Origin of the sequence: Roseovarius litoreus, from assembly GCF_900142765.1 — a bacterium.
In the GTDB taxonomy this organism is placed as follows: domain Bacteria; phylum Pseudomonadota; class Alphaproteobacteria; order Rhodobacterales; family Rhodobacteraceae; genus Roseovarius; species Roseovarius litoreus.
Genome location: NZ_FRCB01000001.1, coordinates 105,650 through 122,038, shown reverse-complemented (window position 1 = coordinate 122,038; position 16,389 = coordinate 105,650). Strand labels below are relative to the sequence as shown.

Genomic DNA, 16,389 nt, shown 5'->3' with positions numbered 1-16,389 from the left:
CGTCCGATGCAATCACCCTTTGGGGTGCGCCTTGCGATAAACCTCCATCAGACGGCTGGTATCGACCGCGGTATAGGCTTGCGTCGTCGACAGGGAGGCATGCCCCAAAAGCTCCTGAATGGCGCGCAGATCGCCGCCCGCATTCAACAGATGGGTGGCAAAGCTGTGGCGCATCGCGTGGGGCGTGGCGGTTGCGGGAAGGCCCAGCTGGGTGCGGGCCGCCTCGGTCACCTTCTGCACCGCCCTCGGGTTCAGCGGGCCACCCCGCATGCCGCGAAAAAGCGGCGTGCCGGGGCGCAGATCGAACGGGCAGAGCCGCGCATAATGCGCCACCGCATCGCGCGCGGGCGCGATCACCGGCACGATCCGTTCCTTGCCGCCCTTGCCGGTGATCCTGAGCGCCTCGCCCATGGGCAGATCACCGCCAGTCAGGCCAAGCGCCTCGGAAATCCGCAGCCCGCAGCCGTAAAGCAGCGTCACCACCGCCTGATCGCGCGCCGCCACCCATGGCGTGGCCGATTGCAGTTCGAGCGTGTCGATCAGGTCCTGTGCCGCCTCGGGCGCCAGCGGGCGCGGCAGCTTGCGCTGGAACTTGGGCGCGCGCGCCGACAGAACGGCGGTCGCGTCGAACCCCTCGCGCTCGGCAAGCCAGCGATAGAAGCTTTTCACCGCCGACAGCTTGCGCGCCAAGGACCGGGGGCCGACATTCTCACCCCGGGTAAAGGCCATCCAAGCGCGCATGTCGGTGACGCCGATCCGGGTCAGCGGCGCGATGCCCTGCATCTCGCCCTTGTGCCCGGTCATGAAGGCCAGAAACCCGGCCACATCCCGGCCGTAGGCCTCGAGCGTATTGTCGGCTGCACCCTTCAGGGCTTTTTGCGTCTCCAGCCAGCCCTGCAACGCATCGCGGGCCGCCGGGCTGATCATGACAGCCAGCGCCGCATCGCGCGCTCGAACACGCCCGCGAAGAACGCCAGAAGGTCGGTGCCCTGCTGCGGGCTGAACTGATGCGGATCCTCGGCGCCCATGGCCAGCATGCCCGGCAAGCGTCCCTCACCGAAATCCAGCATCAAACAGGCCTCCGAGCGCAGATAGGCCGCTTCCTGCCCATAGACGCGCGGATCGCCCTCGTGGATCTGGCGCAAGGTCACCTGTCGCGGCGCGGCGTTGCGCCCATCGGTCAGGTAGCGCCGCACAAATCCCGTTTCGGCCACTGACAGCACATTTCCGAGGCGCTGGATCGTGGGGTCGTTTTCATCCTGCACGGTTTCCAGAACCAGCTTCATGCTGTCCACCCGCAGGATATCCGCCACCTCTCCGCCCAGATCGCGCAGGAACACTTCGAATTCGACCGGGTCCAGCATCCGCAGGATCGCACGATGCACCTGATTCGTGCCGGCAAGATTGTCATAGGCCGCCGCGATCACCGATCGGTGGGTGTCCTCCAGCCGGTCCAGACGCGCCTCGAGACGTTCCATCGCGATGCCGCGCAGATCGACGATATTGTTGCCCATCGTCCGCTCGTTCGCCGCGATGAGCGCGCGCATCAGATCCTGATCCTCGAGAATCACATTGGGCTGCGCGATGATACGCTCACGCAGCTTGTCTTCCATTTCCGGCGTACCGCTCATACTGGCCTCAGTCTTGTTTGCCCGGCGTTATAACATGGGTCACAGAATTTTCTGCCCTGTTTTTTCCCAATCTTTCATGAAGGCCTCAAGCCCCTTGTCGGTCAGCACGTGCGACGCCATCGCCTTGATGACCGAGGGCGGCGCCGTCATCACATCGGCGCCGATCTGGGCCGACTGGAACGCGTGATTGACCGTGCGGATCGACGCGGCAAGAATCTGCGTGTCGAACGCGTAATTGTCATAGATCTGGCGGATATCCGCGATCAGCTCCATGCCATCGAGATTGATGTCGTCCAGCCGCCCGATGAACGGGCTGATGAAGGTGGCCCCCGCCTTGGCCGCCAGCAGCGCCTGATTGGCCGAGAAGCACAGCGTGACATTGACCATCCGGCCTTCGCCCGACAGCACCTTGCAGGCCTTCAGCCCGTCCCATGTCAGCGGCACCTTGACGGCGATGTTCTCGGCGATCGCGGCCAGCTTGCGGCCCTCCTCGATCATCGCATCCGCCTCCAGCGCGACCACCTCGGCGCTCACCGGGCCATCGACCATCTCGGCGATTTCGCGGGTGACTTCGAGGATGTCGCGCCCCGATTTCAGGATCAGCGAGGGGTTGGTCGTCACACCATCCACCATGCCCAGATCGTTCAGCTCGGCAATGGCATCGACATCGGCGGTATCTACGAAGAATTTCATGTCAGCGGTCCCTTGGCGCGGGTTGGGGTTTTTCATCCCCGGCTTTACCCCATAGAGTGACATGCCGAAACCCCTCACTTGGAGCCGCAGCCCCCGTGTCACCCTCAGGTCCGGACTTTTTCGCCGAAGGCGACCTTGTGGGGGTGCTCACCACCCAGCCGCTTGACCGGCTGCTGGATTACCGCGCGCCCGAAGGCGGCTGCCATGTCGGCGCCTTCGTCGAGGTGCCACTGGGTCCGCGCAAGGTGCCGGGGGTGGTCTGGGGGCCGGGGCGCGGGGATTTCGACATCTCCAAGGTCCGGCAGGTGCTGCGCGTGCTCGACGTGGCGCCGATGCGCGCCGAGTTGCAGGAGTTTCTGCGCCGCGCCGCCGACTATACCCTGACGCCGATGCCCGCGATGCTGCGGCTCGCGACCCGTGCGCCGGGCCTGTCGAACCCGCCCTCGATGCAGAAGATCTACCGTTCGGGGCCAGCCGCGCCTGATCGCATGACCGATGCGCGCCGCCGGGTGCTGGCTGTGCTGTCCGAGTATGGCGCGCTCTCGTTCACGCTGGGCGAGCTGGCCGAGCAGGCGGGCGTCACCACATCCGTCATCAAGGGGCTCGTCAAGCAAGGCGCCGTGCTGGAAGAGGACTGCCCCCGCGATCTGCCCTTTCCGCAGCTTGATCCGGCCCTTGGTGGCAAGGATCTGACCGACGATCAGTCCAGCGCCGCCGCCACGCTCTGCGCGGCACTGCGCGGCGGGGGCTATGGCACGACGCTGCTGCGCGGTGTCACCGGATCGGGCAAGACCGAGGTCTATCTCGAAGCCGTGGCCGAAACCCTGCGGCAGGGGCGTCAGGCGCTGGTGCTTCTGCCCGAGATCGCGCTGACCTCGGAATTCCTCACCCGGATCGAGGCGCGCTTTGGCGCGCGCCCCGCCGAATGGCATTCAGGCGTCACCATGACCGAACGCCGCCGCACATGGAAAATGCTGGGCGAGGGGGGCTGTCAGGTTGTCGTCGGTGCGCGCTCGGCGCTGTTCCTGCCGTTCCGCGATCTGGGGCTGATCGTGGTCGATGAGGAACACGACACCTCCTACAAGCAGGAAGACGGCGTGCTCTACAATGCGCGCGACATGGCCGTTTTGCGCGCCTCGATCTGTGGCGCTCAGGTGGTGCTCGCCTCGGCCACCCCGTCGCTCGAAAGCTGGGCCAATGCCGAGGCCGGGAAATACACAAGGCTTGACCTCACCGCGCGGTTCGGCGCGGCGGTCATGCCGCAGATGCGCGCCATCGACATGCGCAGCGAAACGCTGCCCGCCAGCCGCTGGATCTCGCCCAGCCTTCAGGCCGCCGTCACCGCGCGCGTTGAAGTCGGCGAACAGGCGCTCTTGTTCATCAACCGCCGGGGCTATGCGCCGGTGACGCTGTGCCGGGCCTGCGGGCATCAGATCGGCTGCGATCACTGCGACGCGCGCATGGTCGAACACCGCTTTCAGCAACGCCTTGTCTGCCACCAATGCGGCGAGACGAAAGCCGTGCCCAAGGCATGCCCCTCCTGTGGCGTCGAAGACAAGCTGGCCGCTGTCGGGCCCGGTGTCGAGCGTCTGACCGAAGAGGCGCAGGCGCTTTTCCCGCAGGCCCGCATCGCCACGCTCAGTTCCGATCTCTTCGGATCGGCCCGCGCCCTCAAGGAACAGATCCGCGCCATTGCCGAAGGCGATACCGACATCGTCATCGGCACACAGCTTGTCGCCAAGGGGCACAACTTCCCGCGCCTCACGCTGGTGGGGGTGATCGACGCCGATCTGGGCCTGCAAGGCTCGGATCTGCGCGCCGCCGAACGCACCTTCCAACTGATGCGGCAGGTGGCTGGGCGCGCGGGGCGCACCGAAAAGCCGGGCACGGCGCTGTTGCAGACCTTTCAGCCCGAACATCCGGTGATCCGCGCGATCCTGTCGGGCGACGAGGAAGGCTTCTGGCGCGCCGAGGCCGAGGAACGCCGCCATGCGGGCGTGCCGCCCTATGGGCGCATGGCGGGCATCATCCTGTCCTCCACCGATGCGCGCGAGGTGTTCGATTTCGCCACCGAGCTTGCCCGCCGGGATGCGCCCTTGCGCGCCGTGGGGGCGCAAGTGTTCGGCCCCGCGCCTGCGCCCATCGCGCGCATTCGCGGGCGGCACCGGGTGCGGCTTCTGGTCAAGGCGGCAAGGGGCGTGGCGCTACAGGGGGCCGTGGCGCAATGGGTGGCGCAGCTCAAGCCGCCGGGACAGCTGCGCCTGAGCATCGACATCGACCCGCAAAGCTTCCTGTGATCTGCGCGCGGGCAAGCGGCTTTCAAGCCGCTTTCACGCGCTGTTCACAGCGCGTCCGCCCCGATCACGCGGTTGCGCGCAGGCCGCGTTGATCCACCAGAACATCCGTCACCATCGCGCCCATCCACATGCAGACCAGCGCAAGCCATGCCGTGCCCGCAAAGACCGATCCGCCGGTGACGCCATTGCCGATGGCGCAGCCGCCCGCCAACATGCCGCCGAACCCCATCAGGGCCGCGCCGGTCAGCGCGCGGCGCATGTTGGCCTCGTCCTCGAACCCCTGGAACTTGAACTCCCCGGTCAGCCACGAGGCCACGAACGCGCCCAGAAACACCCCCGGCACCAGCCCGATATCGAACTCCAGCACCGTCGTATGATCGAGGAAAAACATCAGCGTATTGGCCGACGGCCCGGTGAAGGTGGCGCTCTCGATGGCCACGGGATCGAACGCGATCTGCGACAGCGCATAGGTCGACACCCAGCCCACCGCCACCGCGAACCCCACGCCCGAGGCAAAGATCAATCGCCATCCGCCGATCCGGTTATGCGCCGCCACCGCCAGTGCAACACCCGCCACCACGATCCCGAACATCAGCCCGGCGATATCCGGCAGGCCAAGGGCCGCCAGCAGATCCATGTTCTGCCCGCCCGCCGTGACCGACAGCGCCGCCAGCTTGTCGCGCGTCGGCGCCAGCCAACCCGACAGGCTCATCTGCGCCACCACCGCAAAGACCAGCCCGGACACCACCGACCGCAGGTTGCCCGTCGCCGCCAGCACCAAAAGACGCCCCGAACAGCCCCGCGCCAGCACCATGCCCACCCCGAACAGAAGCCCGCCGATCACCGCACCCGACCAACTGCCCGGCACCGCCATGATCCGCGCATCCTCGGCCCGAAACAGGCCCAGATATTGCGCCCCCTGCACCCAGACCACCGCGGTCGAGAAGGTCAGCAGCCACACCGCCACCTTGTCGCCCATCCGCCCGCGGGCGAATTCCACCGTCGCCGCGCGCAGGCAGAACCGTGACCGCTGCGCCGCCACGCCGAAGATCACGCCGGTCATCAACCCCAGCAGGGCCGCCGCAGGTGCTTCGCCGATGCGTTCCACGAGTGTCAGAAGATCCATGGCCCGGCCCTTTCGTGCTGCCCGTTCGCGTATAGCGTGCATGACATACAGAACCCTGAATGTCTTTGATCCAGATCAGGCGCCGCCGCGCCTCCTGGCTCGCGCCCAGTCCGCAAAACCAGTCTGCAAAACCGGCCCGCAAAAACGCAGCTTGCCTCTCGCCAAGCCCGCGCGATGGGCGTAAAGCAGTCCCATGATCCGGATCGTCCCCCTGGCCGAGGCACGGCACCTGCCGTTCTGGCGCCGTCCCGTGACATTGCTGTTCCTGATGGCCGCCGCCATGCCGGTGGCCTTCGCCACATGGTCGGCGCTTCTGAACAATTTCGTGATCGAGGCGGCGCAGTTCGACGGCTCGGATATCGGCTGGCTGCACACCGTGCGCGAAATCCCCGGCTTTCTGGCCATCGGCGTGATCGCGATCATCATCTTCATGCGCGAACAGGTGCTGGGGCTCGTGTCGCTCATCCTGCTGGGCGTGGCCACGGCGATGACCGCCTGGTTCCCCTCGCTGGGCGGTATCCTTGTCATCACCATGCTCAGCTCGATCGGCTTTCACTATTACGAAACGGTCAACCAGTCGCTGCAACTGCAATGGATCGACAAGCTGCGCGCGCCGCAGGTGCTGGGCTGGCTCATCGCCGCCGGGTCGGCCGCCACGCTCGTGGCCTATCTGCTGATCGTGCTGACATGGGAAACGCTCGATCTGAGCTACAACACCGTCTACATGCTGGCCGGCGGCTTTACCGCCGCGGTGGCGCTGTTCTGCCTTCTGGCCTATCCCCAGTTCGAGGCGCCCAACCCCCAGATCAAGCGCATGGTGCTGCGCCGCCGCTACTGGCTTTATTACGCGCTGCAATTCATGGCCGGCGCCCGGCGGCAGATCTTCGTGGTCTTCGCCGGCTTCATGATGGTCGAGAAATTCGGCTTCGCCGTCCATGAGGTGACAGCGCTCTACATGGTCACCCTCGTGGCCAACATGGTGTTCGCCCCGCTGATGGGCCGGGCCGTGCGCGTCTATGGCGAACGCACCACCCTGACCTTCGAATATGCCGGGCTTTCGCTGGTGTTCCTGGCCTATGGCGGGATCTACATGTTCGGCTGGGGCGTGATGCTGGCGGCCGCACTCTATGTGGTCGATCACCTGCTTTTCGCGCTGGCCCTCGCGCTCAAGACCTATTTCCAGAAGATCGCCGATCCCGGCGATATCGCGCCCACCGCCGCCGTGGCCTTCACCATAAACCACATCGCGGCGGTGTTCCTGCCCGCACTTCTGGGGTATCTGTGGCTGGTCTCTCCGGCGTCGGTCTTCATCATGGCGGCGGGCATGGCGGGCGTGTCCTTCCTGCTGGCCATGCTGATCCCGCGCCATCCCGCGCCGGGGCATGAAACCATTCTCAGCCCGCCGGCGCCCGCGCCCGCGGAATGATCCAGACCTGACAAAAGGCACGACACGACATGGCCACCTTCACCGCCCTGACGACCCTGACCGGCAAGGACCAGGCCGAGGCTTTGGCCGCGGCCCTCGAAACGCTCGATCCGGAACCCACCGGCATCGGCCTCTTCGAGATGGAGGACGGCTCCGGTCTGTGGGAGGTCGGCGGCTATTTCGACACCGACCCCGATCAGGCCGGTCTGGCACTTCTGGCGGCGCTGCATGGCGCGCGGCCCTTCGCGATCTCGGAACTGCCGGAAACCGACTGGGTCGCCAAGGTCCGCCGCGAGCTTGTCCCGGTCGAGGCCGGGCGCTTCTTCGTCTATGGCAGCCACGACGCCGACAAGGTGCCCGCCGATGCCGAGCCGCTGCTGATCGAGGCCGCGATGGCCTTCGGCACCGGCCATCATGGCACGACCCAAGGCTGCCTGCGCGCCCTCGACCGGCTGGCCGGTCAGGGTTTCGTCGCGCATTCCGTGATCGATATCGGCTGCGGCACGGCGGTTCTGGCGATGGGTGCTGCGCGGGTCTGGCCTGACAGCGTTCTGGGCACGGTTCTCGCCAGCGATATCGACGAGGTCGCGGTCGAGGTGGCGCGCGCCAATGTGATCGCCAACGATCTGGGCGGGCGCGTCACCTGCCTCGAGGCCACGGGCCTCGATCATCCGGTGATCGCCTCGGCCGCGCCCTTCGATCTGATCTTCGCCAATATCCTCAAGGGGCCGCTGATCGACATGGCGGGGGATGTGACCGCCGCGCTGGCGCCGGGCGGGCGGGTGATTCTCTCAGGGGTTCTGAACGAACAGGCCGACGAGGTGATCGCGGTTTATCGCGATGCAGGAAACAGTCTTGAGCACCGCGAAGAGATTGGTGACTGGACGACGATAACGCTGGCCAAATAGGCCTTATATCTCCTTGATATCTTTTGGTAAATGAAGGCAAGATTGTGGCAATTGCCATAAAAGCGCCGTGTTTTCTCAGTATGTATGTTGATTATTTTGAACGGCTCGACACCAAGAGGATTGGATATGTCGGAGATTTTCAAGGATTTTGACGACCGGATCGAGCGTATCACCAACAAACGCGCGAAGATGCGCGATGGCTATGTCGGCCGGGTCGACAAGAACGGGCTCGTCGTGTTCCGCCCCAAGCGCCGCGCCCTTTCGGTCTCGCCGCGCGGCGTCGCGATGGTGGTTTTCGCCTTCATCTTCTTCAAGGCGCTGATCGTGTCGCATCTGGGGATGGCGCTCTATCAGGACCGGATCAATACGCTGCGCGCCGGCTCGCTGGTCGAACAGGCCGGCGCCTTCGTCATGCAGCCCGACCCGGCGACGCTTTGGCTGGCCGAGAAGATGCGCCCCTACCTGCAATAGCCGCCGGCGGAGGATTTCTTTCAAAGAAATCCTACCGGAAACTTTCAAAGTTTCCGGAACCCGCGAAACCCGCCGAAGGCCCTGTAGATCCCTTGTGGTCCTGACGCCCGTCCCTTCGATCACCGGCCCTCTGCAGTGCCGGCCTGCTTCTTCGCCCGTCCATGCCTGGTGATGTGCCCTGCACCGGCGCGCCGCACGGCAGCCTGGCCCGGGATCACGTCGACGCTCGCGAAAAAGCCCTGCACGGATCTGCGCACAGGGCTTTGGACGTCGCTGCGTCCGATAGCGCCGGTCCGGGGAACGCCGGATCCCCGGATCGGTGTATCGATCACACGGTCACAGGTTGCGGGCAACCGTGTCGATGTCGCCGCGTGTCAGGCCGATATCGTCCAGTTCGCGGTCGGTCAGTTTGGACAGCGCCGAGCGGGTCGCGCGAGCGTCGTTCCAGCTTGCGAAGCTGTGCAGCAGATGGGCCAGCACGCCGCGCAGGCCGGGTGCGGCAGGGCGGGAGGTGTCGATGGCGGACATGGTCATGTTCCTTGATGAATGAATGCTCTGTGCGGGTTCTCCGCGTCTGAGCGGCAGGTATGCCGAAGCCGCTTTGCTGACAAGCTGGGCTTTTTGCATAATCCTTATGCAGTTTGTGCATGACTTGCGGCGCCTCTCTCGTGTCGCGCCCATCACGCATTCTTCTTGGTCTTTGTTCCCGTTTCGTGCTAATCCTCTGCAAAAGCCAGAAGAGCGGGGCAGGACATATGCGGGTATTGGGGATCGACCCCGGATTGCGGAACCTCGGCTGGGGTGTGATCGACGTGGATGGCAGCCGCCTGTCACATGTCGCCAACGGCATCTGCAAGTCTTCGGGCACGGATATGGCCGCGCGGCTGATGTCCCTGCATGTCCAACTGACCGAAATCTTCCGCCAATTCGCGCCTCAGACAGCGGCAGTGGAACAGACATTCGTCAACAAGGACGGCGCGGGCACGCTCAAGCTTGGGCAGGCGCGGGGGATCGCCTTGCTGGTTCCGGCGCAATTCGGGCTGGCGGTGGGCGAATATGCGCCCAATACCGTCAAGAAAACCGTGGTCGGCGTGGGCCATGCCACCAAGGACCAGATCGCCCATATGGTGCGCGTTCAGCTTCCCGGCATCACGCTTGCCGGCGCCGATGCCGCCGACGCGCTGGCCATCGCGATCTGTCATGCGCATCATGCGCGGATGCCCGCGCTTGCCCGGAGGGTGGGGGCATGATCGGTCGCATCGCCGGGCGCATCGACTACCGCGCCAGTGACCATGTGCTGATCGATGTGCGCGGCGTGGGCTATCTTGTCTATTGTTCCGACCGCACGCTGCAATCGCTGCCGCGCGTGGGCGAGCATACCGCCCTTTATACCGATCTCGTCGTGCGCGAGGACCTGCTTCAGCTTTTCGGCTTTCCCACGCTCATCGAAAAGGAATGGCACCGCCTGTTGATGAGTGTGCAGGGCGTCGGCGCCAAGGCGTCGCTGGCCATTCTCGGCGCGCTTGGCCCCGATGGCGTGGGCCGCGCGATCGCGCTGGGCGACTGGAACGCGATCAAGGCCGCCCGCGGGATCGGCCCCAAGACCGCGCAGCGCGTCGTCAACGAACTCAAGGACAAGCTGCCCGAGCTGATGGCCATGGGCACGACCCCGACGGCTGCGGCCTCTGCACTGCCCTCCGATGCCGAGGATGCGGTCATCGAACCCGCCAGCCTGGCCGTGGCACCCCCGCCGCCGCGCTCGGATGCGCAGGCCGAGGCGCTGTCGGCCCTCACCAATCTGGGCTATGCCCCCGGCGAGGCGGCGCGGGCTGTGGCGCAGGCCGCCGAGTCCGACCCGCAAGCCGAGACCGCCGCCATGATCCGCGCCGCCCTCAGGCTGCTGGCACCGAAAGGCTAGGCCATGGACAGCCCCGATCCCACGCTGCGCCCCGATCCTCTTCCCGAGGATTCCGACCGCTCCCTGCGGCCGCAGGCCCTGAGTGAATTCATCGGTCAGGCCGAGGCTCGTGCCAATCTGCGCATTTTCATCCAATCCGCCCGCCAGCGCGGCGAGGCGATGGACCACACCCTGTTTCATGGCCCCCCCGGCCTTGGCAAGACGACTCTTGCGCAGATCATGTCGCGCGAGCTTGGGGTGGGGTTCCGCATGACCTCGGGGCCGGTTCTGGCCAAGGCGGGCGATCTGGCGGCGATCCTGACCAATCTCGAACGCAACGACGTTCTCTTTATTGACGAGATCCACCGCCTCAACCCCGCCGTCGAAGAGGTGCTCTATCCCGCGATGGAGGATTTCGAACTGGATCTGGTGATCGGCGAAGGCCCTGCCGCGCGCACCGTCCGGATCGAGCTGCAGCCCTTCACCCTTGTTGGTGCCACGACACGGCTGGGCCTTCTGACCACCCCCCTGCGCGACCGGTTCGGCATCCCCACAAGGCTCGAATTCTATACCGAGGACGAACTCCACGAGATCGTCACCCGCAATGCCGTGTTGCTCAATGCGCCTGCCGACACCGACGGCGCGCGCGAGATCGCGCGACGCGCGCGCGGCACGCCCCGGATCGCGGGCCGCCTGCTGCGCCGGGTGGTGGATTTTGCGCTGGTCGAGGGCGACGGGCGCATCACCCGCGATCTGGCCGATCACGCGCTGACCCGTCTGGGCGTCGACAAGCTGGGCCTCGATGGGGCTGACCGGCGCTACCTGCGCCTGATCGCCGAGGCCTATCAGGGCGGTCCCGTCGGCATCGAAACCCTCAGCGCAGCACTCAGCGAAAGCCGCGATGCCCTCGAAGAGGTGATCGAGCCGTTCTTGCTGCAACAGGGACTCATCCAGCGCACGCCGCGTGGCCGGATGCTGGCGCAGCGCGCATGGGCGCATCTGGGCATGGCCCCGCCAAACGCGGCCGGGCAAAGCGATCTTTTCGGCAAATAGCCCCATGCGCCCCGGCCCATCCATACCGGCACGCGACGGCCCGCGCGGCGGGCCATGCCCTGCGCGGCTATCGCCGTGCCTTTCCTCATGCTTCGGGACCTGCCCGCTTTGCGCCTCGTCGACACCCCTCTGATCCCGCTGCTCGCGGCGCAGGCCGTCTGGGTCGCCGCCCGCGCCCGTCGCCTTCCCGAGGCGCGCGGCCCCCGGTCGGGGCAGACCGGCAATGGCACCCCCCTTCGGCTGCTGGTGCTGGGCGACAGTTCCGCCGCGGGGGTCGGCGTCGCCCATCAGGACATGGCGCTTGCCGGTCGGCTGGCGGCGCATCTCGCGCCGCATCGCTCGGTGCAGTGGCGGCTTCATGCCCGTAGCGGAGCCACCGCCCGCAGTACGCTCAAAAGCCTCGATACCCTGCCGCCCGGCGCCTATGACGCCGCCGTGCTGGCGCTTGGGGTGAACGACACCAAGAACGGCCTTTCTGCCGGGCGCTGGCGGCGTGACTATGAGGCCTTGCTCGATGCGTTGGCCACCCGCTTCGGCGTGACGCTCTGGGTCGCATCGGGTGTGCCGCCGCTCGATCGCTTTCCGCTGCTGCCGCGCCTGCTGCGCGATGTTCTGGGCCGTCGGGCCATGTTGCTCGATCACGAACTCGCGCAGCTCGCGGCCTTGCGCCCGGATGTCATCCACCTCTCCGTGGGCGACGCCCTTGACCCCTCCGCCATGGCCGAAGACGGCTTCCATCCCGGCCCGGCGGTCTATGATGCCTGGGCGCGGCGCGTGGCGCAGGCTCTGCTCGATCGGCCCTTGCCCCGCGTCGCCCCCTGAGCCCCGCCGCATCGCGGGCCTATCCCGCAGGGTCGCCCACTGCCCGATCTGCTGGGCACAAACCCGGCCAACCCGTCGCAATCCCACAAGACTCCGGCCCGGCCACATGCCCCGAACCAGCAGCTTGCCTGACAAGGTCCGGCCCGCATCAGCCGTGCCCTGCGCCAGACGCCCCACAGCCCGGATCCCTGCCACGGCTTTGCCGCAAAATCGCCGCATAGGCGACCATATGCCGATCTGTATTAAGGGTGTTTCGAGTTTCCTCAGGTTAGAATATGCTCTCGTCATGATTGTTCAGTGGTTACTCTTAAGTATAGGTATCGTCGCTCTGGTGACTGCGCATGTTCTGCCTGTCATGCCAGGCATGGCCATTGTGGCCGAGGCTTGGGTCATCGCCGCGCTCCTGTTGCTGCTCAAGGCGGTCTTGCGCCGCCGCGCGCGTGTGGTCCCGGTGGTGGTGGACGGCTCCAACGTCATGCATTGGCGCGATGAAACCCCAAGCGCCGAAACGCTGCGCGAGGTGGTCGACCATCTCAAGCAACTTGGCCTGTCGCCGGATGTCGTCTTCGATGCCAATGCGGGGTATCTGCTGGCGGGGCGGTATCTTCGCGGGGACGAGCTGGGCCGGATGCTGGGCCTGCCCGGAACGCAGGTCAGGGTCGTTCCCCGCGGTTGCCCGGCCGATCCCGAAATCCTCGACATGGCGCTCGACAAGCGGGCGCGCGTCGTGTCGAACGACCGGTTCCGCGACTGGGCGCAGGACCATCCCGAACTCACCCGCCCCGGCCATGTGATCCGTGGGCGCTATGATGGGGACAAGCTGGTTCTCGACATGCACGATTCTGGCCTCCCTTCGATTGCACCGCGCCGGGATCAGAGGCCCGAGACTGGCCTGCACTAATTAAGATCGCGTTACCGGAAGGAGCGCGCAGGGTGCGAAGGGGGCGCGCTGCGGTGATTTGCGTACGGGATGGACACAAATCGCGGGTTTGCGCCCGCATTCCGTCCCAAACGCGTGTCTGTTCCGTACGAGTCCTACACAAACCGTCCTTTCGCGATATTTGCCTCGGCGCCGGGCTCTGCTAAGGGGGGGGCATGTGAAAGGAGGGGGATAATGACCGCATCTCTGAGCGCCGAACAGATCGAACGGCTTTTCACCCGCTCCGATGGCTCCTACATGTTCGCCCGCTGGGGACGGCCCATCGCACCTGTCGTTTTTGGTGTGGATGATCAGACACTTGGCATCGTCAAAGGCGCGATCGAGGCGGTCGCCACGCTGGCCAATCACCAGATGGCCGAGACCGATCCCGAACTGGGCATCAACCTCATGATCTTTTTTTTCCGCGATTGGGAAGAACTTTTGCAAGTCCCTGATCTGGATAGGTTAATTCCCGATCTGGCGCCTCTGGTCGCGCGTCTTGTCGCGGCCGATGCCAACCAGTATCGCATCTTTCGCTTCGATGCGGCCGGTGCGATCAAGGCCAGCTTCGTTTTTCTGAGGATGGACAAGGAGTTAAGCTCTGTCCCGGCGGAAACGCTGGCGCTGTCGCAGGTCGTTCAGACGATCCTCCTATGGTCCGATACCGCCTTCAAGGACGCCTCTCCGCTGGCCCGCGTGCCTGAGACCGGCGCTGTCATCCTGCGGCCCGACATCGCCTCGCTCATTCGCGCCGCCTATGATTCGGTGATGCCGGTTTTCGCGCAGGACAGCAGCCATGCGATGCGTCTGGCGGCCCGGATCATGCCCAACTAAAGGTTTGGTATCATGCGGCTTTTCGTTGCCATAGGTCTGCCCGATGTGGTGCGCGCGGCGCTCTCGCGTCTGCAATCGGATCTGCGCGTGGGCCGTCTGGTGGAGCCGGACAACCTGCATCTCACCCTCGCGTTTCTGGATGAACAGGACCTGCCCACCGCCGAGACCGTTAACGAATTGCTGGGTGACATCCGCGCCCCGGCCTTCGATCTGCGCATCGCCGGGCTGGATGTGTTCGACCGCGCCAGACCCCGGCTTGTCTTCGCCGCAAGCGACCGCCCCGAAGCCCTTGTTTCCCTGCGCAAAAAAGTTCGTGTGGCGGTTCATGACGCAGGGGTCGACCTGCCGCGCGAGCGGTTTCGCCCGCATGTCACCCTCGCGCGGCTCAACCGCGCCTTGCCGCAATTCGAGCTCGACAAACTGGGCGCTTTTCTCGAGTCGCACGGGGATTTCAGCCTCGATCCTTTCCGGACCGACCGCTTTGGTCTTTATCGCTCAACCCTTGGTCCGGACGGCCCGGAATATGACCTGCTGGCCGAGTACATGCTGGACGATCCCGCAGCGCGCCCCTAAGGTTCTCCCCCATGTCCCACAGCTTTCCGATACGCGTTTACTACGAGGATACCGACATGGCCGGTATCGTCTATTATGCAAATTATCTCAAATACATAGAGCGCGCCCGAAGTGACTGGGTCCGGCAGTTGGGCATCGATCAGAACGCCATGCGCGAGACCGAGGGGCTGGTTTTCGCCGTCCGCCGTCTCGAGGCGGACTACCTTGCATCGGCGAAATTCGACGACGAGCTCGAGGTCCGCACCCGCATCCAGGCCGTGACAGGTGCCCGGCTGGTGCTGGAGCAGGTGGTAACCCGCGGAAAGGACACTCTTTTTTCCGCCGTTGTGACCCTTGTCTGCATCAACGACACCGGCCACCCGGCCCGCCTTCCCGCGAATATCCGGCTTTTGCTGCACTGACCCCTCTCGGCAAATCCGGCGATTATCCGCCGGTGTCCGACCCGTGGTCGCATTTCCCTGCATGGTCACGCGGATGTTGTTGGCTTTCCCTTTGAAAATCGGGTAGTTTGCCGCGCAATAAAGGCCGCAAAACAAGGCCACCCCAAAAAGAGCAGGCAAGATGGAAGCAGAAACCCTGGCATTGGCACAGGAGATAGATTTCTCACTGTGGGGCCTCTACGCTCGCGCCACGATCATCGTGAAGTTGGTGATGTGGATGCTTGTGATCGCGTCGTTCTGGGCGTGGTCGATCATCATTCAGAAGATCATCCTTTACCGCAAGGCGCGGGCCGATGCCGCCGCCTTCGACCGCCGCTTCTGGTCGGGTGAGCCGCTGGATGAGCTGTTCGACGAAATCGGCCCCGAGCCTTCGGGGCGCTCCGAACGGATCTTCGCCGCCGGGATGATGGAATGGCGCCGCAGCCATCGCAATGACGGCGGACTTATCGCCGGCGCCACTGCCCGTATCGACCGCAGCATGGACGTGGCGATCTCCAAGGAAACCGAAGAGCTTCAAAGCGGTCTGCAAATCCTTGCCACCATCGGATCGACCACGCCGTTCATCGGCCTGTTCGGCACGGTCTGGGGGATCATGAACGCCTTCATCGAGATCGCCGAGCAGCAGAACACGAGCCTTGCCGTTGTCGCCCCCGGCATCGCCGAGGCGCTTCTGGCCACCGGGCTTGGCCTTCTTGCCGCGATCCCCGCAGTGATTTTCTACAACAAGCTGAGTTCGGATTCCGACCGCATCGTGGGCAGTTACGAGGCCTTCGCCGATGAATTCGCGACGATCCTCAGCCGCCAACTGGACTCCTGACCGATGGGGGCAGGTGTAGCCGAGAAATCAGGCGGCAGTGGCCGCAGGCGGCGTGGACGGGGCCGGTCTCGTCCGATGGCCGAGATCAACGTCACGCCCTTCGTGGACGTGATGATGGTGCTGCTCATCATCTTCATGGTGGCGGCCCCGCTGATGACCGTGGGTGTGCCGGTCGAATTGCCGAAAACCGCCGCCAACGCCTTGCCGGGCGAGGAAGAGGAAGAGCCTCTGACGGTCACTCTGACTGCCGAAGGCGTCGTGACCATTCAGACATCCGAAGTGCCGCGCGAGGAATTGGTGACGCGGCTGCGCGCGATCGCGGCTGAGCGTGACAGCACCCGTGTCTTCCTGCGTGCTGATGGCGCGGTGCCCTATTCGGATGTGATGCAGGTCATGGGGGCGCTCAACCGGGGCGGCTTCTCGGATATCGGGCTGGTCACGGATATGGGTGGGCCCGAACTCGACGGGCAGGACAGCTGAAG

The 16,389-nt window shown here is 65.2% G+C and carries 19 protein-coding genes; 14 read left to right on the top strand and 5 right to left on the bottom strand.

Annotated elements, in window-relative coordinates:
• Positions 1–12: 12 nt before the first annotated feature.
• Genes F3H35_RS00590 through fsa form a run of 3 tightly spaced genes read right to left on the bottom strand, consistent with a single transcriptional unit; the run spans position 13 to position 2,324 of the window.
• Positions 13–927 carry a tyrosine recombinase XerC gene (locus tag F3H35_RS00590; protein ID WP_149777733.1) on the bottom strand — a complete coding sequence of 305 codons (915 nt, stop codon included), beginning with the start codon at positions 925–927 and terminating at the stop codon, positions 13–15.
• On the bottom strand, positions 924–1,631 hold the full coding sequence (locus F3H35_RS00585) for a DUF484 family protein (protein ID WP_149777732.1): 708 nt from the start codon (positions 1,629–1,631) through the stop codon (positions 924–926). The genes F3H35_RS00590 and F3H35_RS00585 overlap by 4 nt, the downstream gene beginning before the upstream one ends.
• 39 nt (positions 1,632–1,670) lie before the next feature.
• Entirely contained in the window at positions 1,671–2,324 is a 654-nt protein-coding gene (gene fsa / locus F3H35_RS00580) for a fructose-6-phosphate aldolase (RefSeq protein ID WP_037296063.1), read from the bottom strand.
• 95 nt (positions 2,325–2,419) lie between these two features.
• Between fsa and F3H35_RS00575 the strand changes: the two genes are divergently transcribed.
• Complete coding sequence (locus F3H35_RS00575) at positions 2,420–4,621, top strand: primosomal protein N' (protein WP_149777731.1); 2,202 nt, start codon at positions 2,420–2,422, stop codon at positions 4,619–4,621.
• 64 nt (positions 4,622–4,685) lie between these two features.
• Here F3H35_RS00575 and F3H35_RS00570 read toward each other — a convergent pair whose 3' ends face one another.
• Complete coding sequence (locus tag F3H35_RS00570; protein WP_149777730.1) at positions 4,686–5,747, bottom strand: YeeE/YedE family protein; 1,062 nt, start codon at positions 5,745–5,747, stop codon at positions 4,686–4,688.
• Between the two features lie 193 nt (positions 5,748–5,940).
• Here F3H35_RS00570 and F3H35_RS00565 point away from each other — a divergent pair, with 193 nt between their 5' ends.
• From F3H35_RS00565 to F3H35_RS00555, 3 genes are all read left to right on the top strand, one after another.
• Positions 5,941–7,173, top strand: a complete 1,233-nt coding sequence (locus tag F3H35_RS00565) for an MFS transporter (RefSeq protein ID WP_149777729.1) — start codon at positions 5,941–5,943, stop codon at positions 7,171–7,173.
• A 29-nt stretch (positions 7,174–7,202) separates the two neighbouring features.
• On the top strand, positions 7,203–8,081 hold the full coding sequence (locus F3H35_RS00560) for a 50S ribosomal protein L11 methyltransferase (protein WP_149777728.1): 879 nt from the start codon (positions 7,203–7,205) through the stop codon (positions 8,079–8,081).
• Between the two features lie 126 nt (positions 8,082–8,207).
• A complete protein-coding gene (locus tag F3H35_RS00555; protein ID WP_149777727.1) occupies positions 8,208–8,552 on the top strand; it encodes a hypothetical protein in 345 nt (114 codons plus the stop codon).
• Positions 8,553–8,888: 336 nt separating this feature from the next.
• Here the strand turns inward: F3H35_RS00555 and F3H35_RS00550 are convergent, their stop codons facing one another.
• Positions 8,889–9,080: a DUF1127 domain-containing protein gene (locus F3H35_RS00550; RefSeq protein ID WP_007816733.1), complete on the bottom strand. Its 192-nt coding sequence runs from the start codon at positions 9,078–9,080 to the stop codon at positions 8,889–8,891.
• A gap of 227 nt (positions 9,081–9,307) precedes the next feature.
• Between F3H35_RS00550 and ruvC the strand changes: the two genes are divergently transcribed.
• The 10 genes from ruvC to tolR all read left to right on the top strand — a co-directional run bounded on the left by ruvC (position 9,308) and on the right by tolR (position 16,387).
• A complete protein-coding gene (gene ruvC, locus F3H35_RS00545) occupies positions 9,308–9,802 on the top strand; it encodes a crossover junction endodeoxyribonuclease RuvC (RefSeq protein ID WP_037296022.1) in 495 nt (164 codons plus the stop codon).
• On the top strand, positions 9,799–10,470 hold the full coding sequence (ruvA, locus tag F3H35_RS00540; protein WP_149777726.1) for a Holliday junction branch migration protein RuvA: 672 nt from the start codon (positions 9,799–9,801) through the stop codon (positions 10,468–10,470). The genes ruvC and ruvA overlap by 4 nt, the downstream gene beginning before the upstream one ends.
• A gap of 3 nt (positions 10,471–10,473) precedes the next feature.
• Positions 10,474–11,502 carry a Holliday junction branch migration DNA helicase RuvB gene (ruvB, locus tag F3H35_RS00535; protein ID WP_149777725.1) on the top strand — a complete coding sequence of 343 codons (1,029 nt, stop codon included), beginning with the start codon at positions 10,474–10,476 and terminating at the stop codon, positions 11,500–11,502.
• Between the two features lie 87 nt (positions 11,503–11,589).
• Positions 11,590–12,324 carry an SGNH/GDSL hydrolase family protein gene (locus F3H35_RS00530; RefSeq protein WP_188129824.1) on the top strand — a complete coding sequence of 245 codons (735 nt, stop codon included), beginning with the start codon at positions 11,590–11,592 and terminating at the stop codon, positions 12,322–12,324.
• A gap of 364 nt (positions 12,325–12,688) precedes the next feature.
• Positions 12,689–13,225: an NYN domain-containing protein gene (locus F3H35_RS00525; RefSeq protein ID WP_223228277.1), complete on the top strand. Its 537-nt coding sequence runs from the start codon at positions 12,689–12,691 to the stop codon at positions 13,223–13,225.
• Positions 13,226–13,438: 213 nt separating this feature from the next.
• Positions 13,439–14,077, top strand: coding sequence for a hypothetical protein (locus F3H35_RS00520; RefSeq protein ID WP_149777722.1), 639 nt, complete (start codon positions 13,439–13,441; stop codon positions 14,075–14,077).
• A gap of 12 nt (positions 14,078–14,089) precedes the next feature.
• Positions 14,090–14,650: an RNA 2',3'-cyclic phosphodiesterase gene (gene thpR, locus F3H35_RS00515; protein WP_149777721.1), complete on the top strand. Its 561-nt coding sequence runs from the start codon at positions 14,090–14,092 to the stop codon at positions 14,648–14,650.
• 11 nt (positions 14,651–14,661) lie between these two features.
• On the top strand, positions 14,662–15,051 hold the full coding sequence (gene ybgC, locus F3H35_RS00510) for a tol-pal system-associated acyl-CoA thioesterase (protein ID WP_149777720.1): 390 nt from the start codon (positions 14,662–14,664) through the stop codon (positions 15,049–15,051).
• Between the two features lie 160 nt (positions 15,052–15,211).
• Entirely contained in the window at positions 15,212–15,907 is a 696-nt protein-coding gene (gene tolQ, locus F3H35_RS00505; RefSeq protein ID WP_149777719.1) for a protein TolQ, read from the top strand.
• 3 nt (positions 15,908–15,910) lie between these two features.
• Entirely contained in the window at positions 15,911–16,387 is a 477-nt protein-coding gene (tolR, locus tag F3H35_RS00500) for a protein TolR (RefSeq protein ID WP_149777718.1), read from the top strand.
• Positions 16,388–16,389: the final 2 nt, after the last annotated feature.

Excerpts from the sequence above, each read along its gene's own strand:
- F3H35_RS00555 (WP_149777727.1), top strand. The coding sequence starts at position 8,208 with ATGTCGGAGATTTTCAAGGATTTTGACGACCGGATCGAGCGTATCACC.
- fsa (WP_037296063.1), bottom strand. The coding sequence starts at position 2,324 with ATGAAATTCTTCGTAGATACCGCCGATGTCGATGCCATTGCCGAGCTG.
- F3H35_RS00520 (WP_149777722.1), top strand. The coding sequence starts at position 13,439 with ATGACCGCATCTCTGAGCGCCGAACAGATCGAACGGCTTTTCACCCGC.
- tolQ (WP_149777719.1), top strand. The coding sequence starts at position 15,212 with ATGGAAGCAGAAACCCTGGCATTGGCACAGGAGATAGATTTCTCACTG.
- ruvB (WP_149777725.1), top strand. The coding sequence starts at position 10,474 with ATGGACAGCCCCGATCCCACGCTGCGCCCCGATCCTCTTCCCGAGGAT.
- ybgC (WP_149777720.1), top strand. The coding sequence starts at position 14,662 with ATGTCCCACAGCTTTCCGATACGCGTTTACTACGAGGATACCGACATG.
- F3H35_RS00565 (WP_149777729.1), top strand. The coding sequence starts at position 5,941 with ATGATCCGGATCGTCCCCCTGGCCGAGGCACGGCACCTGCCGTTCTGG.
- tolR (WP_149777718.1), top strand. The coding sequence starts at position 15,911 with ATGGGGGCAGGTGTAGCCGAGAAATCAGGCGGCAGTGGCCGCAGGCGG.
- F3H35_RS00585 (WP_149777732.1), bottom strand. The coding sequence starts at position 1,631 with ATGAGCGGTACGCCGGAAATGGAAGACAAGCTGCGTGAGCGTATCATC.
- F3H35_RS00525 (WP_223228277.1), top strand. The coding sequence starts at position 12,689 with ATGGCCATTGTGGCCGAGGCTTGGGTCATCGCCGCGCTCCTGTTGCTG.
- F3H35_RS00570 (WP_149777730.1), bottom strand. The coding sequence starts at position 5,747 with ATGGATCTTCTGACACTCGTGGAACGCATCGGCGAAGCACCTGCGGCG.
- ruvA (WP_149777726.1), top strand. The coding sequence starts at position 9,799 with ATGATCGGTCGCATCGCCGGGCGCATCGACTACCGCGCCAGTGACCAT.
- F3H35_RS00590 (WP_149777733.1), bottom strand. The coding sequence starts at position 927 with ATGATCAGCCCGGCGGCCCGCGATGCGTTGCAGGGCTGGCTGGAGACG.
- F3H35_RS00560 (WP_149777728.1), top strand. The coding sequence starts at position 7,203 with ATGGCCACCTTCACCGCCCTGACGACCCTGACCGGCAAGGACCAGGCC.
- F3H35_RS00530 (WP_188129824.1), top strand. The coding sequence starts at position 11,590 with ATGCTTCGGGACCTGCCCGCTTTGCGCCTCGTCGACACCCCTCTGATC.
- F3H35_RS00550 (WP_007816733.1), bottom strand. The coding sequence starts at position 9,080 with ATGTCCGCCATCGACACCTCCCGCCCTGCCGCACCCGGCCTGCGCGGC.
- ruvC (WP_037296022.1), top strand. The coding sequence starts at position 9,308 with ATGCGGGTATTGGGGATCGACCCCGGATTGCGGAACCTCGGCTGGGGT.
- thpR (WP_149777721.1), top strand. The coding sequence starts at position 14,090 with ATGCGGCTTTTCGTTGCCATAGGTCTGCCCGATGTGGTGCGCGCGGCG.